At 74.2% G+C, this 19,947-nt stretch carries 16 protein-coding genes; 10 read left to right on the top strand and 6 right to left on the bottom strand.

The features are described 5' to 3' along the window. Positions 1–7: 7 nt before the first annotated feature. From ACS04_RS16215 to ACS04_RS16205, 3 genes are all read left to right on the top strand, one after another. Positions 8–2,746 (top strand): alpha/beta fold hydrolase, encoded by a 2,739-nt coding sequence (locus tag ACS04_RS16215; protein ID WP_063839276.1) that lies wholly within the window; start codon positions 8–10, stop codon positions 2,744–2,746. Further along, on the top strand, positions 2,743–3,615 hold the full coding sequence (locus tag ACS04_RS16210; RefSeq protein ID WP_048477321.1) for an ABC transporter permease: 873 nt from the start codon (positions 2,743–2,745) through the stop codon (positions 3,613–3,615). The genes ACS04_RS16215 and ACS04_RS16210 overlap by 4 nt, the downstream gene beginning before the upstream one ends. Before the next feature lie 180 nt (positions 3,616–3,795). Then, positions 3,796–4,527: a carbonic anhydrase gene (locus ACS04_RS16205; RefSeq protein ID WP_209441704.1), complete on the top strand. Its 732-nt coding sequence runs from the start codon at positions 3,796–3,798 to the stop codon at positions 4,525–4,527. A gap of 7 nt (positions 4,528–4,534) precedes the next feature. Here ACS04_RS16205 and ACS04_RS16200 read toward each other — a convergent pair whose 3' ends face one another. The 4 genes from ACS04_RS16200 to ACS04_RS16185 form a co-directional block, all read right to left on the bottom strand. Then, the gene (locus ACS04_RS16200; RefSeq protein WP_048477320.1) at positions 4,535–5,482 is read right to left on the bottom strand and encodes an aldo/keto reductase; all 948 of its coding nucleotides are present in this window, start codon (positions 5,480–5,482) and stop codon (positions 4,535–4,537) included. 136 nt (positions 5,483–5,618) lie between these two features. Beyond that, complete coding sequence (galK, locus tag ACS04_RS16195) at positions 5,619–6,776, bottom strand: galactokinase (RefSeq protein ID WP_048477319.1); 1,158 nt, start codon at positions 6,774–6,776, stop codon at positions 5,619–5,621. Next, on the bottom strand, positions 6,773–7,813 hold the full coding sequence (gene galT, locus ACS04_RS16190) for a galactose-1-phosphate uridylyltransferase (protein WP_048477318.1): 1,041 nt from the start codon (positions 7,811–7,813) through the stop codon (positions 6,773–6,775). Before galT ends, galK begins: the two co-directional genes overlap by 4 nt. A gap of 117 nt (positions 7,814–7,930) precedes the next feature. Then, complete coding sequence (locus ACS04_RS16185) at positions 7,931–9,730, bottom strand: glycoside hydrolase family 35 protein (protein WP_048477317.1); 1,800 nt, start codon at positions 9,728–9,730, stop codon at positions 7,931–7,933. 190 nt (positions 9,731–9,920) lie between these two features. Here ACS04_RS16185 and ACS04_RS16180 point away from each other — a divergent pair, with 190 nt between their 5' ends. The 5 genes from ACS04_RS16180 (at position 9,921) to ACS04_RS16160 (ending at position 15,555) form a co-directional block, all read left to right on the top strand. After that, positions 9,921–11,096, top strand: a complete 1,176-nt coding sequence (locus ACS04_RS16180; RefSeq protein WP_048477316.1) for a substrate-binding domain-containing protein — start codon at positions 9,921–9,923, stop codon at positions 11,094–11,096. 136 nt (positions 11,097–11,232) lie between these two features. After that, complete coding sequence (locus ACS04_RS16175; RefSeq protein WP_048477315.1) at positions 11,233–12,570, top strand: ABC transporter substrate-binding protein; 1,338 nt, start codon at positions 11,233–11,235, stop codon at positions 12,568–12,570. Then, entirely contained in the window at positions 12,570–13,529 is a 960-nt protein-coding gene (locus tag ACS04_RS16170) for a carbohydrate ABC transporter permease (RefSeq protein ID WP_398022165.1), read from the top strand. The genes ACS04_RS16175 and ACS04_RS16170 overlap by 1 nt, the downstream gene beginning before the upstream one ends. 209 nt (positions 13,530–13,738) lie before the next feature. Beyond that, positions 13,739–14,509 carry a carbohydrate ABC transporter permease gene (locus ACS04_RS16165; protein WP_048477346.1) on the top strand — a complete coding sequence of 257 codons (771 nt, stop codon included), beginning with the start codon at positions 13,739–13,741 and terminating at the stop codon, positions 14,507–14,509. A 59-nt stretch (positions 14,510–14,568) separates the two neighbouring features. Next, positions 14,569–15,555: a hydroxyacid dehydrogenase gene (locus tag ACS04_RS16160; protein ID WP_048477345.1), complete on the top strand. Its 987-nt coding sequence runs from the start codon at positions 14,569–14,571 to the stop codon at positions 15,553–15,555. Here the strand turns inward: ACS04_RS16160 and ACS04_RS16155 are convergent. Next, on the bottom strand, positions 15,543–16,352 hold the full coding sequence (locus ACS04_RS16155; protein ID WP_048477314.1) for a sugar phosphate isomerase/epimerase family protein: 810 nt from the start codon (positions 16,350–16,352) through the stop codon (positions 15,543–15,545). The two genes, ACS04_RS16160 and ACS04_RS16155, sit on opposite strands and share 13 nt — an antisense overlap. Next, positions 16,349–17,425 carry a LacI family DNA-binding transcriptional regulator gene (locus tag ACS04_RS16150; RefSeq protein ID WP_048477313.1) on the bottom strand — a complete coding sequence of 359 codons (1,077 nt, stop codon included), beginning with the start codon at positions 17,423–17,425 and terminating at the stop codon, positions 16,349–16,351. Before ACS04_RS16150 ends, ACS04_RS16155 begins: the two co-directional genes overlap by 4 nt. Before the next feature lie 190 nt (positions 17,426–17,615). On the opposite strand from ACS04_RS16150, the gene ACS04_RS16145 reads away from it, so the two are divergent. Together ACS04_RS16145 and ACS04_RS16140 are read left to right on the top strand one after the other, a co-directional pair. After that, positions 17,616–18,767 (top strand): Gfo/Idh/MocA family protein, encoded by a 1,152-nt coding sequence (locus tag ACS04_RS16145; RefSeq protein ID WP_048477312.1) that lies wholly within the window; start codon positions 17,616–17,618, stop codon positions 18,765–18,767. Next, complete coding sequence (locus ACS04_RS16140; protein ID WP_048477311.1) at positions 18,764–19,942, top strand: dihydrodipicolinate synthase family protein; 1,179 nt, start codon at positions 18,764–18,766, stop codon at positions 19,940–19,942. Before ACS04_RS16145 ends, ACS04_RS16140 begins: the two co-directional genes overlap by 4 nt. Positions 19,943–19,947 lie beyond the last annotated feature (5 nt).

The raw sequence follows: 19,947 nt of genomic DNA, 5'->3' as shown, positions 1-19,947 counted from the left end.
GCCGCGGCTGCCACGGCGCCGCCGCACCCGCCTGCTGGCGGGGGCCGCCGCGCTCGCCGTCGTCGCCGGGGCCGGTACCTGGACCGCCGCCGCGTCCGGCGGCGCGCCGGCCGTGCACCGCACGGACAGCATGGTGGAGATGCCCGGCGCGGCCATCGACACCTCGTACTTCACGACCGGGGGCGGGAAGAAGCGGCCCGCGGTGCTCCTCGGGCACGGTTTCGGCGGCAGCAAGGACGACGTCCGCGCGCAGGCCGAGCGGCTGGCCCGCGACGGGTACGCCGTCCTGACCTGGTCGGCGCGCGGCTTCGGCCGCTCCGGCGGCCGGATCGGGCTGAACGACCCCGACTACGAGGTCAAGGACGTGTCCCGGCTCGTGGACTGGCTCGCGCGCCGGCCGGAGGTGGAGCTCGACGGGGACGGCGATCCCCGCGTCGGCGTCGCCGGGGCCTCGTACGGCGGGGCGATCTCGCTGCTCGCGGCCGGATACGACGAGCGGGTCGACGCGATCGCCCCGCAGATCACGTACTGGAACCTCGCCGACTCGCTCTTCCCGCAGGGCGTCTTCAAGAAGCTGTGGGCCGGACTGTTCTTCACCACCGGTTCGGCCGACGGGATGCGGCCCGGGAGCGTCCCCGGCTCGGCGACCGCCCCCGGCACGGCGACCGCCCCCGCCCCGGGCCCCGCTCCCGCCCCGGCCGACGCCGGCGCCACCGCCTGCGGGCGGTTCCAGCCCGAGCTGTGCGCCATGTACGAGCGGGTCGCGGTGGCCGGGAAGCCCGATGCCGAGGCCCGCGCGCTGCTGGAGACGCGCAGCCCGTCGGCGGTCGGGGACCGGATCAAGGTGCCGACGCTGATCGTGCAGGGCCAGGAGGACTCCCTGTTCCCGCTGGACCAGGCCGACGCCATGGCGAGGGCCATCGCGGCGAACGGCGCGCCCGTCTCGGTGGACTGGGCGGCCGGCGGGCACGACGGCGGCATGCGCGAGGCGGGCCGCGTCGAGGACCGGGTGGCCGCCTGGTTCGACCGCTACCTGAAGGACGACCAGGGCGCGGGCACCGGCCCGGTCTTCCGCGTCTCGCGCTCCGGCGGCATCGATTCCACCGACGGTGCGGTGCAGCTGCGCGGCGCGAGCGGCGAGCGCTATCCCGGCCTGACGGCCGGCCCCCGTCAGTTCGCCCTGGCCGGCCGTGAGCAGAGCTTCGCCAATCCTGCGGGCGGCGCCCCGCCCGCCTTGTCCTCCCTGCCCGGGATCGGCGGGCAGCTCGCGGCCCTCGGGGCCGGGCTGTCGCTGGACTTCCCCGGGCAGTACGCCCGGTTCGACTCGGAGCCGCTGGCCCGGGAGGTGCGGATCACCGGGACCCCGACCGTCACCCTGAACGTGAGGTCCACGGCTGCGGACGGCTCGGCCGTCCTGTTCGGCAAGGTGTACGACGTCGGACCCGACGGGCGCCAGCAGGTGCTGCCCAGTCAGCTGGTCGCCCCGGTGCGGGTGGAGAACGCGCGGCAGGGGGCGGCGGTGGAGCTGCGGCTGCCCGCCGTCGACCACGCCGTCGAGGCGGGACACCGGCTGCGGCTGGTCGTCGCCGCCACCGACCTCGGCTACGCCTCCCCGGCCGCACCGGCCACGTACACGGTCTCGGTGCCGGGCTCCCTGGCCGTGCCGGTGGCCGACGGGGTCCGGACGGCCTCGGCGGGGCTGCCGGCGTGGGCTTGGGGGCTGCCGCTGGGCGCCGCGCTGCTGGCCGCGGCGCTGCTGGGGGTACGCAGGACCGGCCGGGAGAGGGCGGGGGCGCGGGCCGGCGTACCGCAGCCCGAGCCCGCGCTGGCCGACGTACCACTGGAGATCACGGGGCTGACGAAGCGGTACGCCGGGGCGCAGGACCGGTACGCCGTGCGGGACCTGTCGTTCCGGGTGGAGAAGGGGCAGGTCCTGGGGCTGCTCGGGCCCAACGGCGCCGGGAAGACCACCACCCTGCGGATGCTGATGGGGCTGATCTCGCCGGACGAGGGCGAGATCCGGGTGTTCGGGCACGCCGTGCGGGCCGGAGCGCCGGTGCTGTCGCGGGTCGGGGCGTTCGTCGAGGGGGCCGGCTTCCTGCCGCACCTGTCGGGGCGGGCCAACCTGGAGCTGTACTGGCAGGCCACCGGCCGCCCGGCCGAGGACGCGCACATGGCGCAGGCCCTGGAGATCGCCGGGCTCGGCGACGCGCTGGAGCGCGCGGTGCGCACGTACTCGCAGGGCATGCGCCAGCGCCTCGCGATCGCGCAGGCCATGCTCGGCATGCCGGATCTGCTGATCCTCGACGAGCCGACGAACGGTCTGGACCCGCCGCAGATCCGCGAGATGCGGGACGTGATGATCCGGTACGCGGCGGGCGGGCGGACGGTCATCGTCTCCAGCCACCTGCTGTCGGAGGTCGAACAGACCTGCACGCACCTGGTGGTCATGGACCGCGGGCGGCTGGTCCGGGCGGGCGAGGTCGCGGAGATCACGGGCGGTGGGGACACGCTGCTGGTGGCACTGGCCGGGCCGGTGGACGAAGGAACCGTGGCGAAGGTGGCCGCGCTGGAGGGAGTGGGTGCGGTGACGGCCGCCGACGACGGGCTGCTCGTACGGCTGGAGGGCGCGACGGCCGCCGCTCTGATCGCCGAACTGGTGCGGCTGGAGGTGCCGGTGAGCGCCGTGGGTCCGCACCGCCGGCTGGAGGACGCGTTCCTCACCCTGATCGGAGGTGCGGCATGAGCACGGTGAGCACCGTGACCGAGGTGGCCCCCGGCTACCGGGCGAACCGTACGCTGCCGCTGCGCGTGGAGGCGCTGCGGCAGTGGCGGCGGAGGCGGACGCTGGTGATGGGCGGGGTGCTGGCCGCGCTGCCCTTCATCATGATCATCGCGTTCGCGGTGGGCGGCGGGCAGGACGGCCGGGGCGGCAGGGACGGGCGGATCACGCTCATCGACACCGCGACGGCCTCGGGGGTGAACTTCGCGGCCACGTGTCTTTTCGTGTCGGCCGGGTTCCTGCTGGTGGTGCCGGTGGCGCTGTTCTGCGGGGACACGGTGGCCTCGGAGGCGAGCTGGTCGTCACTGCGGTACCTGCTGGCCTCGCCGGTGCCCAGGGCCCGGCTGCTGTGGAGCAAGCTGGTGGTGGCGCTGGGCTTCAGCCTGGCGGCGATGGTGCTGCTGCCGGTGGTGGCGCTGGCGGCGGGCACGGCCGCGTACGGGTGGGGGTCCCTGAAGCTGCCCGCGGGCGGCTCGCTGACGGCCGCGCAGAGCGTGCCGCGGCTCGCGCTGGTGGTGGCGTTCGTCTTCGTGTCGCAGCTGGTCACGGCTGGACTGGCGTTCTGGCTGTCGACGCGGACGGACGCGCCCCTGGGCGCGGTGGGCGGGGCGGTCGGCCTGACGATCGTCGGCAATGTGCTGGACGCGGTGACGGCGCTCGGCTCGTGGCGGGAGTTCCTGCCCGCGCACTGGCAGTTCGCGTGGGCCGACGCGCTCCAGCCCCACCTGGAGTGGGGCGGGATGATCAAGGGGACGGCGGTGTCGGTGTCGTACGCGCTGGTGCTGTTCGCGCTCGCGTTCCGCGGTTTCGCGCGCAAGGACATCGTGTCCTGAGCGCGGGCCGCGGGCGTGGGCGCCGCGACCGGGCCGTGCGCGCGGCCCGCGGGCCTGGGCCGTCCGTGGCAATCGGGGCGGCGGACGCGTGCGCCTGCCGCCCCGTCACCCCCGTGCGCTGAACAATCGCGCTCGTCACGGCGTACGGACGCGTCGGAGCCGCACCGAGGGATACGACCGATGCGCACAGCAGGACTTCCGGCTCGCAGGGCCGTGCTCACCGCGGGCCTCGCGGCCGCCGCCGGCGCCCTCTCGGGGTGCTCGGCCGCGCCCGTGCGCAAGGTGACGACCGCGGCCCCGCAGCCGCGGCCGGCCACCCCGCAGGCCGCGTACGCCCGCCTGATGGAGGGCAACAAGCGCTGGGTGAGCGGCAAGCTTGACCACCCCGACCGCGATCCGGAGCGGCGCGAGCTGGTCGCCGAGGCGCAGGACCCCTTCGGGGTGGTCCTGGCCTGCATCGACTCCCGGGTGGCGCCCGAGCTGATCTTCGACACGGGGCTCGGGGACCTGTACGTCCTGCGCACGGGCGGGCAGGCGATCGGGCCGGTGGTGACCGGCTCCGTCGAGTACGGGCCCCTGACGGGCGGGACCCCGCTGGTCGTCGTCCTCGGCCACCAGCGCTGCGGGGCGGTCGAGGCCGCGTACACGTCGCTGAAGGCCGGAAAGCCGCTGCCCGGCAATCTGGAGGCGCTCGCGAAGGCGATGGTGCCGGCGTACGAGCTGACGGCGAAGAACCCCGGCGCGGACCCCGTCGACACCATGACCCACCACCAGATCGAGGTGACGGCGGAGGGTCTGCGGACCAACGCCGACCTGGGGCCCCTCGTGGAGAAGGGCGCCCTGGGCGTCGTCGGCGCGTACTACTCCCTCGACACGGGCAGGGTCGAGGTCCTGACGGGCGCCCCCGCCTGAGCCCCGATCAGGCCTCGGCGGCGGCGATCGCGTCGATCTCCGCCAGCAGTTCGCGCTCCAGCGGGCGGTCGGCGACGGCCGCGTTGGCCCGTACCTGCTCCGGCGAGGTGGCGCCCGCGATGACGGACGAGCAGCCGGGCTGCGCGGACAGCCAGCCGATGGCGAGTTCGAGGATGCTGCGGCCGTACTTGTCGGCGACGGCCGCAAGGGCCTCGACGGTGTCGAGCCGCTCCTCGGTGACGTAGCCGTCGCGGCCCTCCAGCCGGGAACCGGCCGGGACGGCCGCACCCCGGCGGATCTTGCCGGTCAGCAGGCCGTTGGCGAGCGGGAAGTACGGGAGCACTCCGAGGCCGTAGTGCACGGCGGCCGGAACCAGCTCCCGCTCCGCGGACCGCTGGAGCAGCGACCACTCGTTCTGCGCCGACACGAAGGGCACCGCCCCCGTCTCGCGGGCGACGTGGGCGGCTTCGGCGAGCTGCCAGCCGCTGAAGTTGGAGTGGCCGACGTAGCGGACCTTGCCCTCGGCGACGAGCTCGGTGAGCGCGGCGAGCGTCTCGGCGACGGGGGTCGCCGGGTCGGGGCTGTGCAGCTGGTAGAGGTCGATGTGGTCGGTGTCCAGGCGGCGCAGCGACTCCTCGACGGCCCGCCGGATGTACGCGCGGCCGCCGAGGGCTCCGGCGGCGGGCCCGTACTCCATGGACATGCCCGCGTAACCGAACTTGGTGGCGAGGACGACCTGGTCGCGGCGGCCCTTGAGGGCCTGGCCGAGGTGGCGCTCGGAGCCGCCGCGCCCGCCGTAGATGTCGGCCGTGTCGAAGAGGGTGATCCCCGCGTCGAGGGCGGCGTCGACGACGGCGCGGGTGGCCTGCGCGTCGAGGCGGCCGCCGAAGTTGTTGCAGCCGAGGCCGACGGCGGAGACCTGGAGACCTGAACTTCCCAGCGGGATGTAGCGCATGCGTTTCGTTCCTCCGAACGTCAGAAGGGATCGGCGAGAGTCTTGCCGATGGCCCGGCCCTCGTCCACCGCGCGGAAGCCGGCGGCCACGGGCCGCACGCCCTTCGGGTAGGCCCGCCCGGCGAGGGGCTCCCCGCTCACAGGACGCGTTCGGCTCCGGCGGCCGGGGCGGCCGGCGTCACGTGCGGCGGTTCGAAGCCGGCCGCGGCGAAGGCCTCCGTCACCGCGCGGGTCACGGCCGCCTCGGCGTCCGCGTCGATCAGGGCCAGCGCCGAGCCGCCGAAGCCGCCGCCGGTCATCCGGGCCCCGTACGCGCCGGCCGCCTCGGCGGTGGCGACGGCCAGGTCCAGCTCGGGGCAGGACACCTCGTAGTCGTCGCGCAGCGAGGCGTGGCCCTCGCTCAGCAGCGGGCCCGTCTCGCGCAGCCGTCCGGTGCGCAGCAGGTGCTCCACCCGTCCGACCCGTTCGTTCTCGGTGACCACGTGCCGGACGCGTCGGCGCCGGACCGGGTCGCGGAGGCGGGCCAACGCGGCCTCCAGGTCCTCGTACGGGAGGTCGCGCAGGGCGGGCAGCCCGAGCTCGGCCGCCGCGCCGTGGCAGGAGGCGAGGCGCTCGGCGTACGCCCCGTCGCCGAGGGCGTGCTTGACGCGGGTGTCGATGACCAGCAGGCGCAGTCCGGCGGCGGCGCAGTCGAAGGGGATGTGCCGCTGTTCGAGGGTGCGGGTGTCGAGGTGGAGGGCGTGGCCCGCGCTGGCGCAGCCCGAGGCCATCTGGTCCATCACCCCGCAGGGCACACCGACGTAGGCGTTCTCGGCGCGGCGGGCGAGCGCGGCCAGTTCGGGCCGGGTGAGCGGGATCCCGTACAGGTCGGTGAGGGCGAGGGCGGTGGCCACCTCCAGGGCGGCGGAGGAGGAGAGTCCGGCTCCGGTGGGCACGTCGGAGCGGATGTGCAGGTCGGCGCCGCCGAGCGGCAGACCCGCGTCCAGCAGCGCCCAGGCGGCTCCGGCGGGGTAGGCGGCCCAGCTCCGCGGGCCCTCGGGCGGGCGGGCCGGGTCGAGGTGGTCGAGGTGGACGGCGACCACGCCCGACGGGACGTCGTCGGAGTGGATCCGCAGGGTCCGGTCGGGGCGGCGGGCCGCCGCGACCTCGGTGCGGTGCGGGAGGGCGAAGGGCAGGACGAAGCCGTCGTTGTAGTCCGTGTGCTCGCCGATCAGGTTGACCCGGCCGGGGGCCGCCCAGACCCCCTCGGGCGCGGCTCCGTACAGCCGGTGGAATCCGTCCGCCGCCGTGCTCATCGGTCGGCCACCTCCCGCAGCCGCGCGGCCGCGTCCTCGGGCCGGACGTCGTTCATGTACGCCTCCATCCCGGATTCGGTGCCCGCCAGGTACTTGAGCTTGTCGGCGGTGCGCCGGACCGTGAAGAGTTCCAGGTGGAGCGCGAAGTCGGCGCGGCCCTCGCCGGAAACGGGGGCCTGGTGCCAGGCGGAGATGTACGGGGTGGGCGCGGACGAGCCGAAGAGCCGGTCGAAGCGGCGCAGCAGGTCCAGGTAGAGGCCGGGGAACTCGGCGCGGGCCGCGTCGTCCAGGGTGGTGAGGTCGGCGGTGCGGCGGTGCGGATGGAGGTGGACCTCGTACGGCCAGCGGGCGGCGTAGGGCACGAAGGCGGTCCAGTGCTCCCCTTCGAGCACGATCCGGGTGCCCTCGGCGCGTTCGGCGGCGAGCACCTCCTCGAAGAGGTTGCCGCCGGTGCGCGCGCGGTGGGCGGCGACGGTGGCGAGCATGCGGGTCGTGCGCGGGGTGATGAAGGGGAAGGCGTAGATCTGGCCGTGCGGGTGCGCGAGGGTCACGCCGATCTCGGCGCCGCGGTTCTCGAAGCAGTAGACCTGCCGGATCCCGGCGTGGGCGGAGAGCTCCGCGGTGCGGTCGGTCCAGGCGGCCAGGACGAGCGCGGCACGCTCCTCGTCGAGTTCGGCGAAGGAGGTCAGGTGGTCGGGGGTGAAGCAGATGACCTCGCAGCGGCCGGTGTCGCCGGCGAGGGAGGGGAAGCGGTTCTCGAAGACGACGACGTCGTAGTCGGGGGCCGGGATCTCGCTCGCGCGCCCCTCGGTGGAGGGGCACAGCGGGCAGGCGTCGGCGGGCGGGTGGTAGGTGCGGGCCTGGCGGTGGGAGGCGATGACGACGGCGTCGCCGAGCAGCGGGTCGCGGCGTACCTCGGAGGAGGTGGCGGACGCGTCGAGGGGGCGGGTGTCGGGGACGGCGCGGGCCGCGCCGTCATCGGCGTCGTAGTACAGGATCTCGCGGCCGTCGGCCAGGCGGGTGCTCGTTCGCTTCACGGGAAGAGCTTCTCTCAGGGGAGGGTCGGGACGTGCGCGGGGGCTCGCGGGGGCTCTCCGGGGTCCGCCTGGATGCGGTCGGGACGGGGCCGGGACGGGAGTGTCGGGGTCGCCGGTTCAGTCGAGGGTGACGACGGTGGGGCGGCCGAGGTCGGGGCGGTCGCGCAGCGGCAGGTCGGCCCCGGGGCGCTCCAGTTCGAGGAGCACGATCTCGTTGCGGCCGGTCCGCCAGAGGGGGGCGGGGGCGTAGAGGGTGCGCTGCGGACCGCGCGGGGTGTCGTAGTGGCCGAGGAGGAAGCCGTTCAGCCAGACGAGGCCGGTGCTCCAGCCGGAGACGTCGACGAATCCGTCGGCGCGGGCGCCCGGGAGGGTGTGGGTGAAACGGTGGAAGGCCGGGCGGTACCCGTCGTGCGGGGGTGCGCCGGCCTCCGGCGACCAGCCGAGGCCGGCGAGGTCGCTCAGCGGGAGCGGCCGGATCTCCCACTCGAACAACTGCTGGTGGCCGTGGCGGACGCCGCGCCAGATGCCCTTGCGGTCGTCGAGCAGCGGCCCGTAGTTGACCCGGCCCTGGGCCCGCACGAGGACGTCGAGCACCACTCCTGCCCCGCCGACGGCCAGGTCGAGCCCCTCGTCGGGCCGGTTGCGGTCGAGGACGCCGAGGGGCTCGCCGTCGGCGAAGACGTACGCGCGGTCGCCGAGGCCGTCGATCCGGACGGGCATCGCGGGGCGCGGTCCGGTGATGGTGGTGCGGTAGTGGATCATGCCGTGTGACTGGCCCATCTTCTCCATGGACTCGGGCGCGGCGCGCGCCGCCGGCTCTCCCCCGAGCACGTCGAGGTGGTCCAGGAGCACGGCGGCGCCGGCCGGGACGGCGAGGGCGGGGGTGATGCGGGGCGGCGGCTCGGGCAGCGGGCCGTCGGGCAGGGGCACGTACTTGCCGATGACCTCGCGGAACGCGTGGAACTTGGGGGTGAGTTCGCCGGCCTCGCCGATGGGGGCGTCGTAGTCGTAGCTGGTGACGGTGGGCTGGTAGCCGGGGTCCGCGGGGCGGGACCCGGTATGGTTGGCGCCGGCCCAGAAGCCGAAGTTGGTACCGCCGTGGGCCATGTAGAGGTTGACGGAGGCTCCGGTGGCGAGGAGTTCGTCGAGGGAGCGCGCCGCGTCGTCGACGGCCCGGACGTGGTGGTCCTCCCCCCAGTGGTCGAACCAGCCGATCCAGAACTCCATGGCGGCGAGCGGGCCGGTCCGCTGGTAGCGGCGCAGGTGGGCGAGGCGTTCGGCGGGCCGCGCGCCGAAGGTGGCGGTGGCGAGGCGGCCGGGGACCGTGCCGCCCTGGAGCATGGCGTCCTCGGGCCCGTCGGCGGTGAACAGCAGGCAGTCGACACCGCGTTCGGTCAGTGCCCGTTCCACGTGGGCGCGGTAGCGGGCGTCGTTGCCGTACGAGCCGTACTCGTTCTCGATCTGGACGGCGGCGACCGGACCGCCGCGGCTCGCGAGCAGGGGCAGCAGCTCGGGGACGACGAGGTCGAACCAGCCGTCGACTTCGGCCTGGAAGCGCGGGTCGGAGCAGCGCAGGTGGAGGCCGTCGACGGCGAGCAGCCGGGCGGGCAGGCCGCCGAAGTCCCATTCGGCGCAGATGTACGGGCCGGGGCGGACGATGGCGTCGAGGCCGAGGTCCTGGGCGGTGCGCAGGAAGCGGCCGAGGTCGCGCGGGCCGGTGAAGTCGGCCTTGCCCGGGGCGCTCTCGTGGAAGTTCCAGGGGACGTACGTGTCGACGGTGTTGGCCCCGAGGGCGCGCAGTCGCCGCAGCCGGTCCTCCCACAGCTCCGGATGGACCCGGAAGTAGTGCAGGGCCCCCGAGACGATGCGGTGGGGGCGCCCTGCGCGCCGGAATCCGTCCTGGTCGTACGTGAGCATGCGCTGACTCCCGGAAGAGGGTCGTGATGCCGTGAGGTGCGGGACGCCGCCGAATATATGAACGCGGCGCGCGCCCCGTCAATGACCGGTTGATCGGAATCGATCGAATCGATCGGTTCGGTTCTCTATGATGGCGGGGACACGGCTCGGACAGGGATGCCGTCGCAAGACCGCAAGGGGTAGGAGATCCGTGAGACCACATGTGGATCAGCGCCAGGCGCAAGTGCTCGCTCTCGTCCGGGCGCGGGGCAGCCTGCGCGTGGCGGACCTGGCGCGGGAGCTGGGCGTTTCGCCGGTCACCCTGCGGCGCGACATCGAGGCGATGGCGGCGCGCGGTGAGATCCACCGGATGCACGGGGTGATCAGCCGGGTGGAGACCGGGCGGCCGGGCGCTCCGACGGCCCCGGCGAGGGGCGCGGCGACGGCTGCGGCCTCGGCCCTCGACCCGGCATCCGCCGTCGCCTCCGCTTCGATGGCGGGCCGGGTGACGGCCCCGGCGGGGGCCGAGGGGCTCGTGATCGGAATGGTCGTACCGACCACGGAGTACTACTACGCCGATGTCGTGCGCGGAGCCCGCGAGGTGGTCGAGGCGTGGGGCGCACGGCTTACCGTGGGTCTGACCCGGTACCTGCCGGGCGAGGACCGGACGCAGGCCGACCGGCTGCTGTCCACCGGGGCGGACGGACTGCTGCTCACCCCGAACTGGGACGCCGGCTCGCCGGGTCCGGGCGAGGGGACGTGGGCGGCGGAGCTGCCGGTTCCGACGGTGCTCGTGGAGCGGTGGGCCCCGCCCGGGCATCCGGCGGCGGCCCTGGACCGGGTGGCCTCCGACCACGCGCACGGCGCGGCGGCGGCCGTGCAGCACCTGGTGGTGCGGGGGCACCGGCGGATCGCGCTGGCCGGCCGCGCGACGCCGACGACACCTCGGCTGAGGGCGGGGTACGAGGCGGCGGTGGAGGCGCTCGGCCTGGAGCCGGCACCTCCGTGGCCGGCGGCCGGGCCGGGCCCGCTCTCGGAAGCGGACCTGTTCGCGCGGACGCTGGAGTACCTGTGCGAGGCGGTGACGGCGGGCGGGGTGAGCGCCGCCCTGATCCACAGCGACACCGACGCGATCATGCTGATCCCGCGGCTCCAGGCGCGCGGGGTGCGGGTGCCGGAAGACCTTGCGGTGATCACGTACGACGACGAGGTGGCCGGGCTGGCCGACGTACCGCTCTCGGCGGTAGCGCCCGCCAAGCGCGAGGTGGGGGCGCGGGCGGCGGGACTGCTGCTGGAACGGCTGACGGCGGCGGGCGGGGGGCAGGCGCAGGACGACGGTCCACGGCAGCACGTGGACCTGCTCCCGCGCTTGACGATCCGCTCATAAGGAACGGGAACGGAGTCCCCGGGCGATCATTTCGATCGAGTTGTGCATTCGCTCTTGACGGTGTGCCTGTTCGCACAAAAGATGGGCCGCGTTCTCCCATCCGCCGCCGTTCGCGGTCGACCGCAGGAGCCACTCCATGTCGCGCAGCTTCCCTTCCTCCCGCATGCCCCGACTCACCCTGACCGCCTCGGTCGCCGCCCTCGCCCTGCTCGCCACCGCGTGTGGCGGGGAGGCCGAGCCGGGCGGGGCCGGGGCGGCCGGTGGTTCCCCGCAACAGCCGGTCACCGTCACCTACTGGTCCTCGTCCGCGGGGGCCCAGCAGACGGCGGACGCGTTCAACCGGACGCACCCGGACATCCAGGTGAGGTTCTCGGCAGTGCCGGGCGGCCCGGACGGAGCGGCGAAGCTGGCCAACGCGGTCAAGGGCGGCAACGCGCCGGACGTGGCGACGATGGACTACTCGGCGCTCCCGGAGTTCGCGAGCGGGGGCAATCTGGAGGACCTGAGCGGGACCTCGGGGAAGCTGGTCTCGGAGAAGTTCCCGGCGGCGGTCCAGTCGCTGGTGAAGCTGGGCGGCAGGACCTGGGCCGTGCCGTTCGACGTCACCCCGCTCGAACTCTTCTACCGCAAGGACATCTTCGAGAAGCACGGGGTGGCCGTGCCGAAGACGTGGGACCAGTACAAGGCGGCCGCGGAGAAGATCCACGCGGCCGACCCCTCCGTGAAGATCACGAACTTCGGCGGCGGCGACCCGGCGGTGCTGGCGGGACTGTCCTGGCAGGCGGGCGCGCGGTGGTACGGGACCGAGGGCGAGAAGTGGAAGGTGGCCGTCAACGACCCCGCGTCGATGAAGGTGGCGGAGTACTGGAACGGCCTGATGGCCTCCGGGGTGGCGTCGAAGACCCCGCTGTGGGGCGAGGGCGAGGCGAAGGAACGTTCGTCCGGGCAGGTCGCCACCGTCATCGGGGCCGCCTGGACGGCGGGCACGTTCCTCGCGAACTACCCCGACCTCAAGGGGAAGTGGGGCATCGCGCCCCTTCCCACCTGGGACGGGAAGCCCGCCACCGGCATGTACGGCGGCACCTCGTACATCGTGCCGAAGGGCAGCAAGCAGACCAAGGCCGCCGCGGAGTTCATCAAGTGGGTCACCACCGACCCGGAGGCGATCAAGGCACGGCTCAGCTCGCTGAAGGCGCCCAGCAGCGCCCTGCCGGCCAACGCCGAGATGCGGACCGAGGCTGCGAAGCTGTTCGACACGGCGTACTTCGAAGGGCAGGACCCGTACGGCCTGGCCGGCGAGGCGGCGGCGACCATCGTGCCGGGCTGGACCTGGGGGCCGGTCCACCTCCAGGTCAACTCGGCGCAGAACGCGGCCGGCGCGGACCTGGTCAAGGCCCTGGCCGAGGGCCAGTCGGCCGCGGAGAAGGCCATCAAGGACCGCGGCCTGGCCCTGGCCGTGGCCGTGGCCAACTGATGGCCGCCCCCGCGCGCCCCACGGCATCGACCACCCCGCCCACCTCCCCCGGCCGGGGCACGGCCCCCGGCCGCGGCGCCGGCGCCGCGGGTGCGGCGGCCGCCGCCTTCATGGCCCCCTTCTTCCTCCTCTTCGGGCTCGTGACCCTCGCCCCCATCGGGTACGCCGCCTGGCTCAGCCTCTTCCACGAGGAGCGGTCCGGACTGGGATTCGGCGGGGCCCGGCAGGTCTTCAGCGGAATCGGGAACTACACCAAGGCCCTGTCCGATCCCCTCTTCCTCGCCTCGTTCCGCCACGTCGCCCTCTACTGCCTGCTCTACATCCCCGTCATGGTCGGCGGCGCCCTCGTCCTCGCCCTGCTGCTGGACTCCGCCCTCGCCCGTGCCCGGCGGTTCTTCCAGATCGCCTTCTACCTGCCGCACGCGGTCCCCGGCCTGACCGCCGCGATGATCTGGCTCTACCTCTACACACCCGGCCTCAGCCCCGTCCTCGACGTCCTCGACTCCGCGGGGATCACCTGGAACTTCTTCGGCCGCGACGAGGCATTGCTCTCCGTCGTCAACATCTCCGCCTGGCAGTGGATGGGCTACAACATGATCATCTTCTTCGCCGGGCTCCAGGCCGTCCCCCGCGAGACCCTGGAGGCCGCCAGGATGGACGGCGCCGGAGCCGTGCGCATCGCCTTCCAGGTCAAGGTGCCGAGCATCCGGCCGACCCTCGTCCTGACCGTCCTGTTCACCTGCGTCGGCGCCGTCCAGCTCTTCGACGCCCCGCAGTTGCTCCAGCTGCGGGCCACCGAGATGGGCGAGTCCTGGTCCCCGACCATGTACGTCTTCAGCGCCGCCTTCAAGGGCCACGACTACGGGCTGGCGGCCGCGAGCGCGCTGCTCCTCGCCCTGGTCGCCGGCGCCGCCTCGTACGTCGTCACCAAGCAGGGCAACCGCTGGAGGTCCGCATGACCCCCTCGCCCGCCGTCCCCGGGGCGGCGACCGCGGCCACGCGGCCGGGCTCCGCTGCGGCCACGGCTGCGGCCCCCGCTGGGGCCCCCGCGCCCCCCGCCCCGCGCCGGGCAGCGCCCGCCGCTCCTGCCCGTACGGCACGCGGCGGCGCCCTGCTCTCCCGTACCGCCGTCAACGCCGTCCTCCTCCTCGTCGCGGCCTACACGCTGATGCCCCTCGCCTGGCTGGTGCTGGCCGCCACCAAGAACCGCCGGGACCTCTTCGCCACCGACCCCTACGCCCCGGGCGACTTCAGCCTCCTCACCAACCTCGGCGAGGTCTTCGCGTACGACGACGGCATCTTCGGCCGCTGGCTCGCCAACAGCCTCCTCTACACCGTCGTCGGCTCCACCCTCTCCGCCCTCATCAGCGTGGCCTGCGGTTACGCCTTCCACGCCTACGAGTTCCGGCACAAGGAGAAGCTCTTCGGCGTCGTCCTCGCCGGGATCCTCGTACCCGCCACCGTCCTCCAGCTGCCGCTCTACCTGATGGCCTCGGCCGCCGGCGCCGTGAACACGTACTGGGCCTATCTGGTGCCCGCCCTGGTCAACCCCTTCGGCGTGTACCTGGCCCGGGTGTTCGCCGAGGGCTACGTCCCCGACGAGGTGCTCGCCGCCGCCCGCGTCGACGGCGCGGGTGAACTGCGCCTCTTCGCGCACGTGTCGTTCCCCATGCTGTGGCCGGGGTTTGTGACCATCTTCCTGTTCACCTTCACGGCGATCTGGAACAACTTCTACGGCGCGCTGACCATGCTCAACGACGAGCGGCTCTACCCCGTCAGTCTGGGCCTGTTCATGTGGAACCGCAGCGTCTACCAGCAGCCCGAGCTCTATCCCCTGGTGATCACCGGTTCACTCGTCGCCGTCATCCCGCTCGTGCTGGCCTTCCTGGGTCTGCAGCGGTTCTGGCGCTCGGGTCTCACCGCAGGAGCCGTCAAGTGACCCACCGCCTCCACTCCGCCGAGAGCGGTCCCCGGCGCCGCCCCGCCACCGTCCTGGCCATGAGCCCCGGCACCCGGGCCGCCGTCCTCAGCGGCCGCATGCTGCCCGAGCTGGTCCGGGTCGCCGACGTGGACACCGATCTGCTGCTGACCGGGTTCGACCACGAGGAGCCCGAGCTCGGCCGCCGCCTCGCGGACGCCGAGGTGCTGCTGACCGGCTGGGGCTGCCCGCCCCTCGACGCCGGGGCGCTGGAGCGGATGCCGCGGCTGCGGGCCGTGGTGCACGCCGCCGGCAGCGTCAAACACCATGTGACGGAGGCCTGCTGGGAGCGCGGGCTGCTGGTCTCCAGCGCGGCCGCCGCCAATGCCGTGCCGGTCGCCGAGTACACGCTCGCCGCGATCCTGTTCGCCAACAAGCGGGTCCTGGAGTCCGCCCACGCCTACCGGGCGGCGCGCGGCCCCATCGACCTGCTGCGCCGCTACCCGGCCGTCGGCAACTACCACCGCACGGTCGGCATCGTCGGTGCCTCGCTCATCGGCCGACGGGTGATGGAACTGCTGCGCCCCTTCGACCTGCGGGTGCTCGTGCACGATCCGTACGCCGACCCCGGCGAGCTCGCCGCCCTGGGCGGCGAGTCCTGCGCGCTCGACGAACTGCTGCGCCGCAGCGACGTGGTGAGCCTGCACGCCCCCGCCCTGCCGCAGACCCACCACCTGCTGGACGCGGCCGGGCTGGCGTTGATGCCGGACGGTGCCACGCTCGTCAACACCGCGCGGGGTTCGCTCGTCGACACCGTGGCGCTGACCGAGGAACTGGTCGCGGGCCGGCTGCACGCCGTGCTCGACCACACCGAGCCCGAGGTGCTGCCCGCCGGGTCCCCGCTGTACAACCTGCCGAACGTGCTGCTCACCCCGCATGTGGCCGGTTCCCTGGGCGGCGAGCTGGACCGGCTCGCGGCGACGGCGGTCGAGGAGCTGGAGCGGTACGCGCTGGGGCTGGACTTCCGCTACGCCGTGGACCGGGGCCGGCTCGCCTACTCGGCCTGAGCCCCCGCCGCCCCTCCCCTCGCCACGAGCCGCTCCAGGTACTCCCGGCCGGCCGCGAGCTGCCCCGGCAGTTCGGCGGCGCCGGGATACCAGCGTTTCTCGTACTCCCAGCAGAGCCAGCCGTCCCGCGGCGCGGCGGCCACCGCCTCGGCGAGCGGCAGCGCTCCGGCGCCGAGCCCGAGAGGGGTGAGCCGGTGCGCCGACGCCACGTCCTTCACCTGTACGTAGCCCAGGTGCCGCTCCAGCGCCCGGCGGGACTCGGCCGGGGACTCGCCTGCGAGCCAGGTGTGCAGTACGTCCCACAGCGCGCCCGCGCCCCCCTGCCCGACCCGGTCCAGCACGCGCGCGGCGGCGGCTCCGGTCCGGTGCGAATCGTGCGTCTCCAGCAGGATCCGCACCCCGTGCCGCTCGGCGAAGGGGGCGGCGGCGGCCAGCCGGCGGACGGCATGGGCGTCGGCGGCGGGCTCGGGCAGCCCCGTGCCGCCGGGGAACACCCGGACGTACGGGGCTTCGAGGTCGGCGGCGAGCCGGACCAGGGCGTGCAGTTCGGCGAGGGCCGGCCCGTCCGCGCCGGGGGCGGCCACCCGGGCGTATCCCGCGATCCCGAGGACCGCCACTCCGGCGGCGGTGAGGGTGCGCAGAGCTGCCGCCCGGTCCGTCCTCGGGCTGTCGGGGTGCAGGGGCTCCTCGGGGTGGGCGCGCAGTTCGAGGCCCTCGTAGCCGTGGGCGGCGGCGAGGGCGGCGCTGCGGTCGAGCGGCGCGCCGGGCAGGCCGAGCGTCGAGAAGGCGTACCTCACGGGCGGCTCCCTCCGGCGGGGGGCGGCGCGGTGGAGCCGCGCACCATGAGTTCGGTGGGCAGGGTGGTGATGCCGCCCGGGGGCAGCGGCTTGCGGCCGGTGACCAGTTGCGCGGCGAGTACGCCGGCTTCCCGCAGCGGCACGCGGACGGTGGTGAGCGCGGGGGCGGTGTCCACGCAGACGGGGAGGTCGTCGAAGCCGGCGACGGAGACGTCCCCGGGGATGCGCAGTCCGGCCTCGCGCAGGGCCGCCGCCACTCCGGTGGCGACGGTGTCGTTGGCCGCGGCGACGGCGGTGAAGGGGGCCCCTCGGCGCAACAGCTCGCGGGTGGCGTCGTAGCCGGCGGAGCGCTCGAATCCGGCGTGCACGGTGAGCGGCTCGCAGGCTTCGGGCAGGGCGGGATCGTGCAGCCCCAGCGCCTCGCGGTGGCCGGCGAGCCGCTCTCGGGTGGTGCTCAGCCCGGGCGGGCCGGCGACGTACGCGATGCGCCGGTGGCCCAGCGCCAGCAGGTGTTCGGCGAGGCGGAAGGCGCCGCCGCGGTCGTCGAACATGACGGTGGCCACGGGCAGTGCGGCGGGAACGGGGAGCGGGGGCCGCCCGCACAGGACGACGGGGGCGCCGGAAGCCGCCATTCGGGTGACGCGGGCGGTGAGGGCGCCGGTGTGCCCGGGTTCCTCCACCGCGCCGCCGGTCAGGACCACCCCGCCCGCGCGCTGGCCCTCCAGCAGGGTGAGGTAGGCGAGTTCGGCCGCGGGGGCGCCCTCGGTGTTGCAGACCACGGCGAGCCGGCGGGGGTCGCCGTGACCGGTCGGGGCGAGGGCGCCCTGCAGGGATCCGGCGAGGATGCCGAAGAAGCTGTCCGCCACGTCGTGGACGAGGACGCCGACCAGGTCGGAGGTGGCGGCCGCGAGGGCGCGGGCGGGGCCGTTGGCCACGTAGCCGAGCTCTTCGACGGCCTGTTCCACCCGGGTCCGGGTGCCGCCGGCCACCGGGTATCCGCCGTTGAGCACGCGCGAGACCGTCGCGGGCGACACGCCCGCGTGCGCCGCGACCTCGGCGAGAGTCACCGCCATCTTTCCGCCCCTCCTGCTCGTCCCCGGTCATCGTCTCATCCGGGTGTGCACCCCCATGCTCCCCGGTGGAGAAAGCGCTTTCTATCACCCGAACGTGTGTTGCGCAGGAATCGATCCCGGCCTTAGCGTGATGGAGGAGAAAGCGCTTTCTATCGCGTTGCCGGACGGCGAGCATCAAGGAGGGGCCATCATGGAGCGCAGGACGATCAAGATCGCGATGAACGGCGTGACCGGGCGGATGGGATACCGCCAGCACCTGGTCCGCTCGCTGCTCGCCCTGCGCGAGCAGGGTGGGCTGGACCTGGGCGACGGCCGGGTGCTGTGGCCCGAGCCGGTGCTGGTCGGGCGCCGCGAGCCGGCGCTGCGCGCCATCGCCGAAAAGCACGGACTGGAGCACCTCAGCACGGACCTGTCGGCCGTGCTGGCCGATCCCGAGGTCGAGATCTACTTCGACGCGCAGGTCACCGGAGCCCGCGAGGCCGCGGTGCGGCGGGCCGTGGCAGCGGGCAAACACGTCTACTGCGAGAAACCGACGGCTCTGAGCTTCGCCTCCTCACTGGAGCTGGCCCGCCTGGCGGCGGAGGCCGGGGTCAAGCACGGGGTGGTCCAGGACAAGCTGTTCCTGCCGGGGCTGCTGAAACTGAGGCGACTGGTCGAAGGCGGCTTCTTCGGCGAGATCCTCTCCGTGCGCGGTGAGTTCGGGTACTGGGTGTTCGAAGGGGACTGGCAGCCGGCCCAGCGGCCGTCCTGGAACTACCGGGCCCAGGACGGCGGGGGCATCGTCGCCGACATGTTCCCGCACTGGGACTACCTGCTCCACGAGCTCTTCGGCCGGATCCGCACGGTGCAGGCACTGGCCCGTACGCACATCGGGCGCCGCTGGGACGAGGAAGGCAAGCCGTACGAGGCGACGGCGGACGACGCCGCGTACGGCGTCTTCGAGCTGGAGGGCGGCGCCGTCGCACAGATCAACTCCTCCTGGACGGTGCGGGTCCACCGTGACGAACTGGTGGAGTTCCAGGTGGACGGGACACAGGGGTCGGCGGTCGCCGGGCTGCGCGGCTGCCGCATCCAGCACCGGGGGGCGACGCCGAAGCCGGTGTGGAATCCGGATCTGCCGCAGCCGGAGCCGTTCCGCGCGCAATGGCAGGAGGTCCCGGACAACGGCCCGTTCGACAACGGTTTCAAGGCCCAGTGGGAGCTGTTCCTGCGCCATGTCGTGCTCGACGAGCCTTGGCAGTGGGACCTCTTGGCCGGCGCGCGCGGGGTACAGCTCGCCGAGCTGGGGCTGCGGTCCTCCGCGGAGGGCCGGCGGCTGCCGGTGCCGGAGGTGGTCCTGTGAGCATCCGGCTTCCGGCCGCAGACGGCGGATACCGGCTGCACCGGCCCTGTACCGCCCCCCTCGCGCCGCTGGTCTGCCGGCCGGCGCGCAGCCGCCGGTTCTACGCGGCGGCGCACGTGGTCGCCGATCCGCTCGCCGCCTGCGCCGGCGGTCCCGCTGCTCAGGCGGGTCCGGCGGTGGACTGGGAGGCGACCCTGGCCTTCCGGCACCGGTTGTGGGCCCAGGGCCTCGGCGTGGCGGAAGCGATGGACACGGCGCAGCGCGGGATGGGGCTGGACTGGCCGGCCGCGGCGGAGCTGATCCGCAGGTCGGCCGCCGAGGCCCGGGCGGTGGGCGGCCGGATCGTCTGCGGCGCGGGCACCGATCAGCTCGCCCCGGGCGGCGGGCACACGCTGTCCGCGATCACCGCCGCCTACGAGGAACAGCTCGCGCACGTCGAGGACTGCGGGTCGGGGGCCGTGCTGATGGCCTCCCGCGCCCTGGCGGCCGCGGCGCGCGGCCCGGAGGACTATCCGCAGGTGTACGGGAGGCTGCTGCGGCAGAGCGCCCGACCGGTCGTACTGCACTGGCTGGGGCCGATGTTCGACCCGGAGCTGGCCGGCTACTGGGGCCACACCGACCTCGACGAGGCGACCGAGGTGTTCTTGAAGGTGATCGCCGACTGCCCGGAGAAGGTGGACGGGGTCAAGGTCTCACTGCTGGACGCGGAGCGGGAGAAGGACATCCGGCGCAGGCTCCCGCCGGGCGTGCGCTGCTACACCGGCGACGACTACCACTATCCCGAACTGATCGCCGGACAGGGGGCGGGGGAACCGGGAAGCGACGCGCTGCTGGGCGTCTTCGACCCGATCGCCCCGCTGGCCGCCCGGGCTGGACTCGCCCTGGACCGGGACGACCGGGCCGGTTTCCGTGAGGTGCTGGATCCGACGGTGGCGTTGTCGCGGCACCTGTTCGCGCCGCCGACCCGTCACTACAAGACGGGGGTGGTGCTGCTGGCCTGGCTGGCGGGGTACCAGGAGCACTTCACGATGCTGGGCGGGTTCCAGTCGGCCAGGACGCTCCCCCACCTGGCCACGGCGTACGAACAGGCCGACATGCTGGGTCTGTTCCCCGACCCCGAGCTCGCCGAGGCACGGATGCGCCGGCTCCTCGCGGTGTATGGGGTGGCCTCGTGAGCGCC

Source organism: Streptomyces roseus (assembly GCF_001044425.1).
GTDB classification, from domain to species: Bacteria; Actinomycetota; Actinomycetes; order Streptomycetales; family Streptomycetaceae; genus Streptomyces; species Streptomyces roseus.
Note: the sequence above shows the minus strand (reverse complement) of the source record. Positions and strands in the feature narration are given on the sequence as shown.

Coding starts and splice junctions, on each gene's coding strand:
- galK (WP_048477319.1), bottom strand. CDS start 6,776: ATGAGCACGGCGGCGGACGGATTCCACCGGCTGTACGGAGCCGCGCCC.
- ACS04_RS16210 (WP_048477321.1), top strand. CDS start 2,743: ATGAGCACGGTGAGCACCGTGACCGAGGTGGCCCCCGGCTACCGGGCG.
- ACS04_RS16185 (WP_048477317.1), bottom strand. CDS start 9,730: ATGCTCACGTACGACCAGGACGGATTCCGGCGCGCAGGGCGCCCCCAC.
- ACS04_RS16205 (WP_209441704.1), top strand. CDS start 3,796: ATGCGCACAGCAGGACTTCCGGCTCGCAGGGCCGTGCTCACCGCGGGC.
- ACS04_RS16170 (WP_398022165.1), top strand. CDS start 12,570: ATGGCCGCCCCCGCGCGCCCCACGGCATCGACCACCCCGCCCACCTCC.
- ACS04_RS16160 (WP_048477345.1), top strand. CDS start 14,569: ATGAGCCCCGGCACCCGGGCCGCCGTCCTCAGCGGCCGCATGCTGCCC.
- ACS04_RS16200 (WP_048477320.1), bottom strand. CDS start 5,482: ATGCGCTACATCCCGCTGGGAAGTTCAGGTCTCCAGGTCTCCGCCGTC.
- ACS04_RS16145 (WP_048477312.1), top strand. CDS start 17,616: ATGGAGCGCAGGACGATCAAGATCGCGATGAACGGCGTGACCGGGCGG.
- ACS04_RS16175 (WP_048477315.1), top strand. CDS start 11,233: ATGTCGCGCAGCTTCCCTTCCTCCCGCATGCCCCGACTCACCCTGACC.
- ACS04_RS16150 (WP_048477313.1), bottom strand. CDS start 17,425: ATGGCGGTGACTCTCGCCGAGGTCGCGGCGCACGCGGGCGTGTCGCCC.
- ACS04_RS16165 (WP_048477346.1), top strand. CDS start 13,739: ATGCCCCTCGCCTGGCTGGTGCTGGCCGCCACCAAGAACCGCCGGGAC.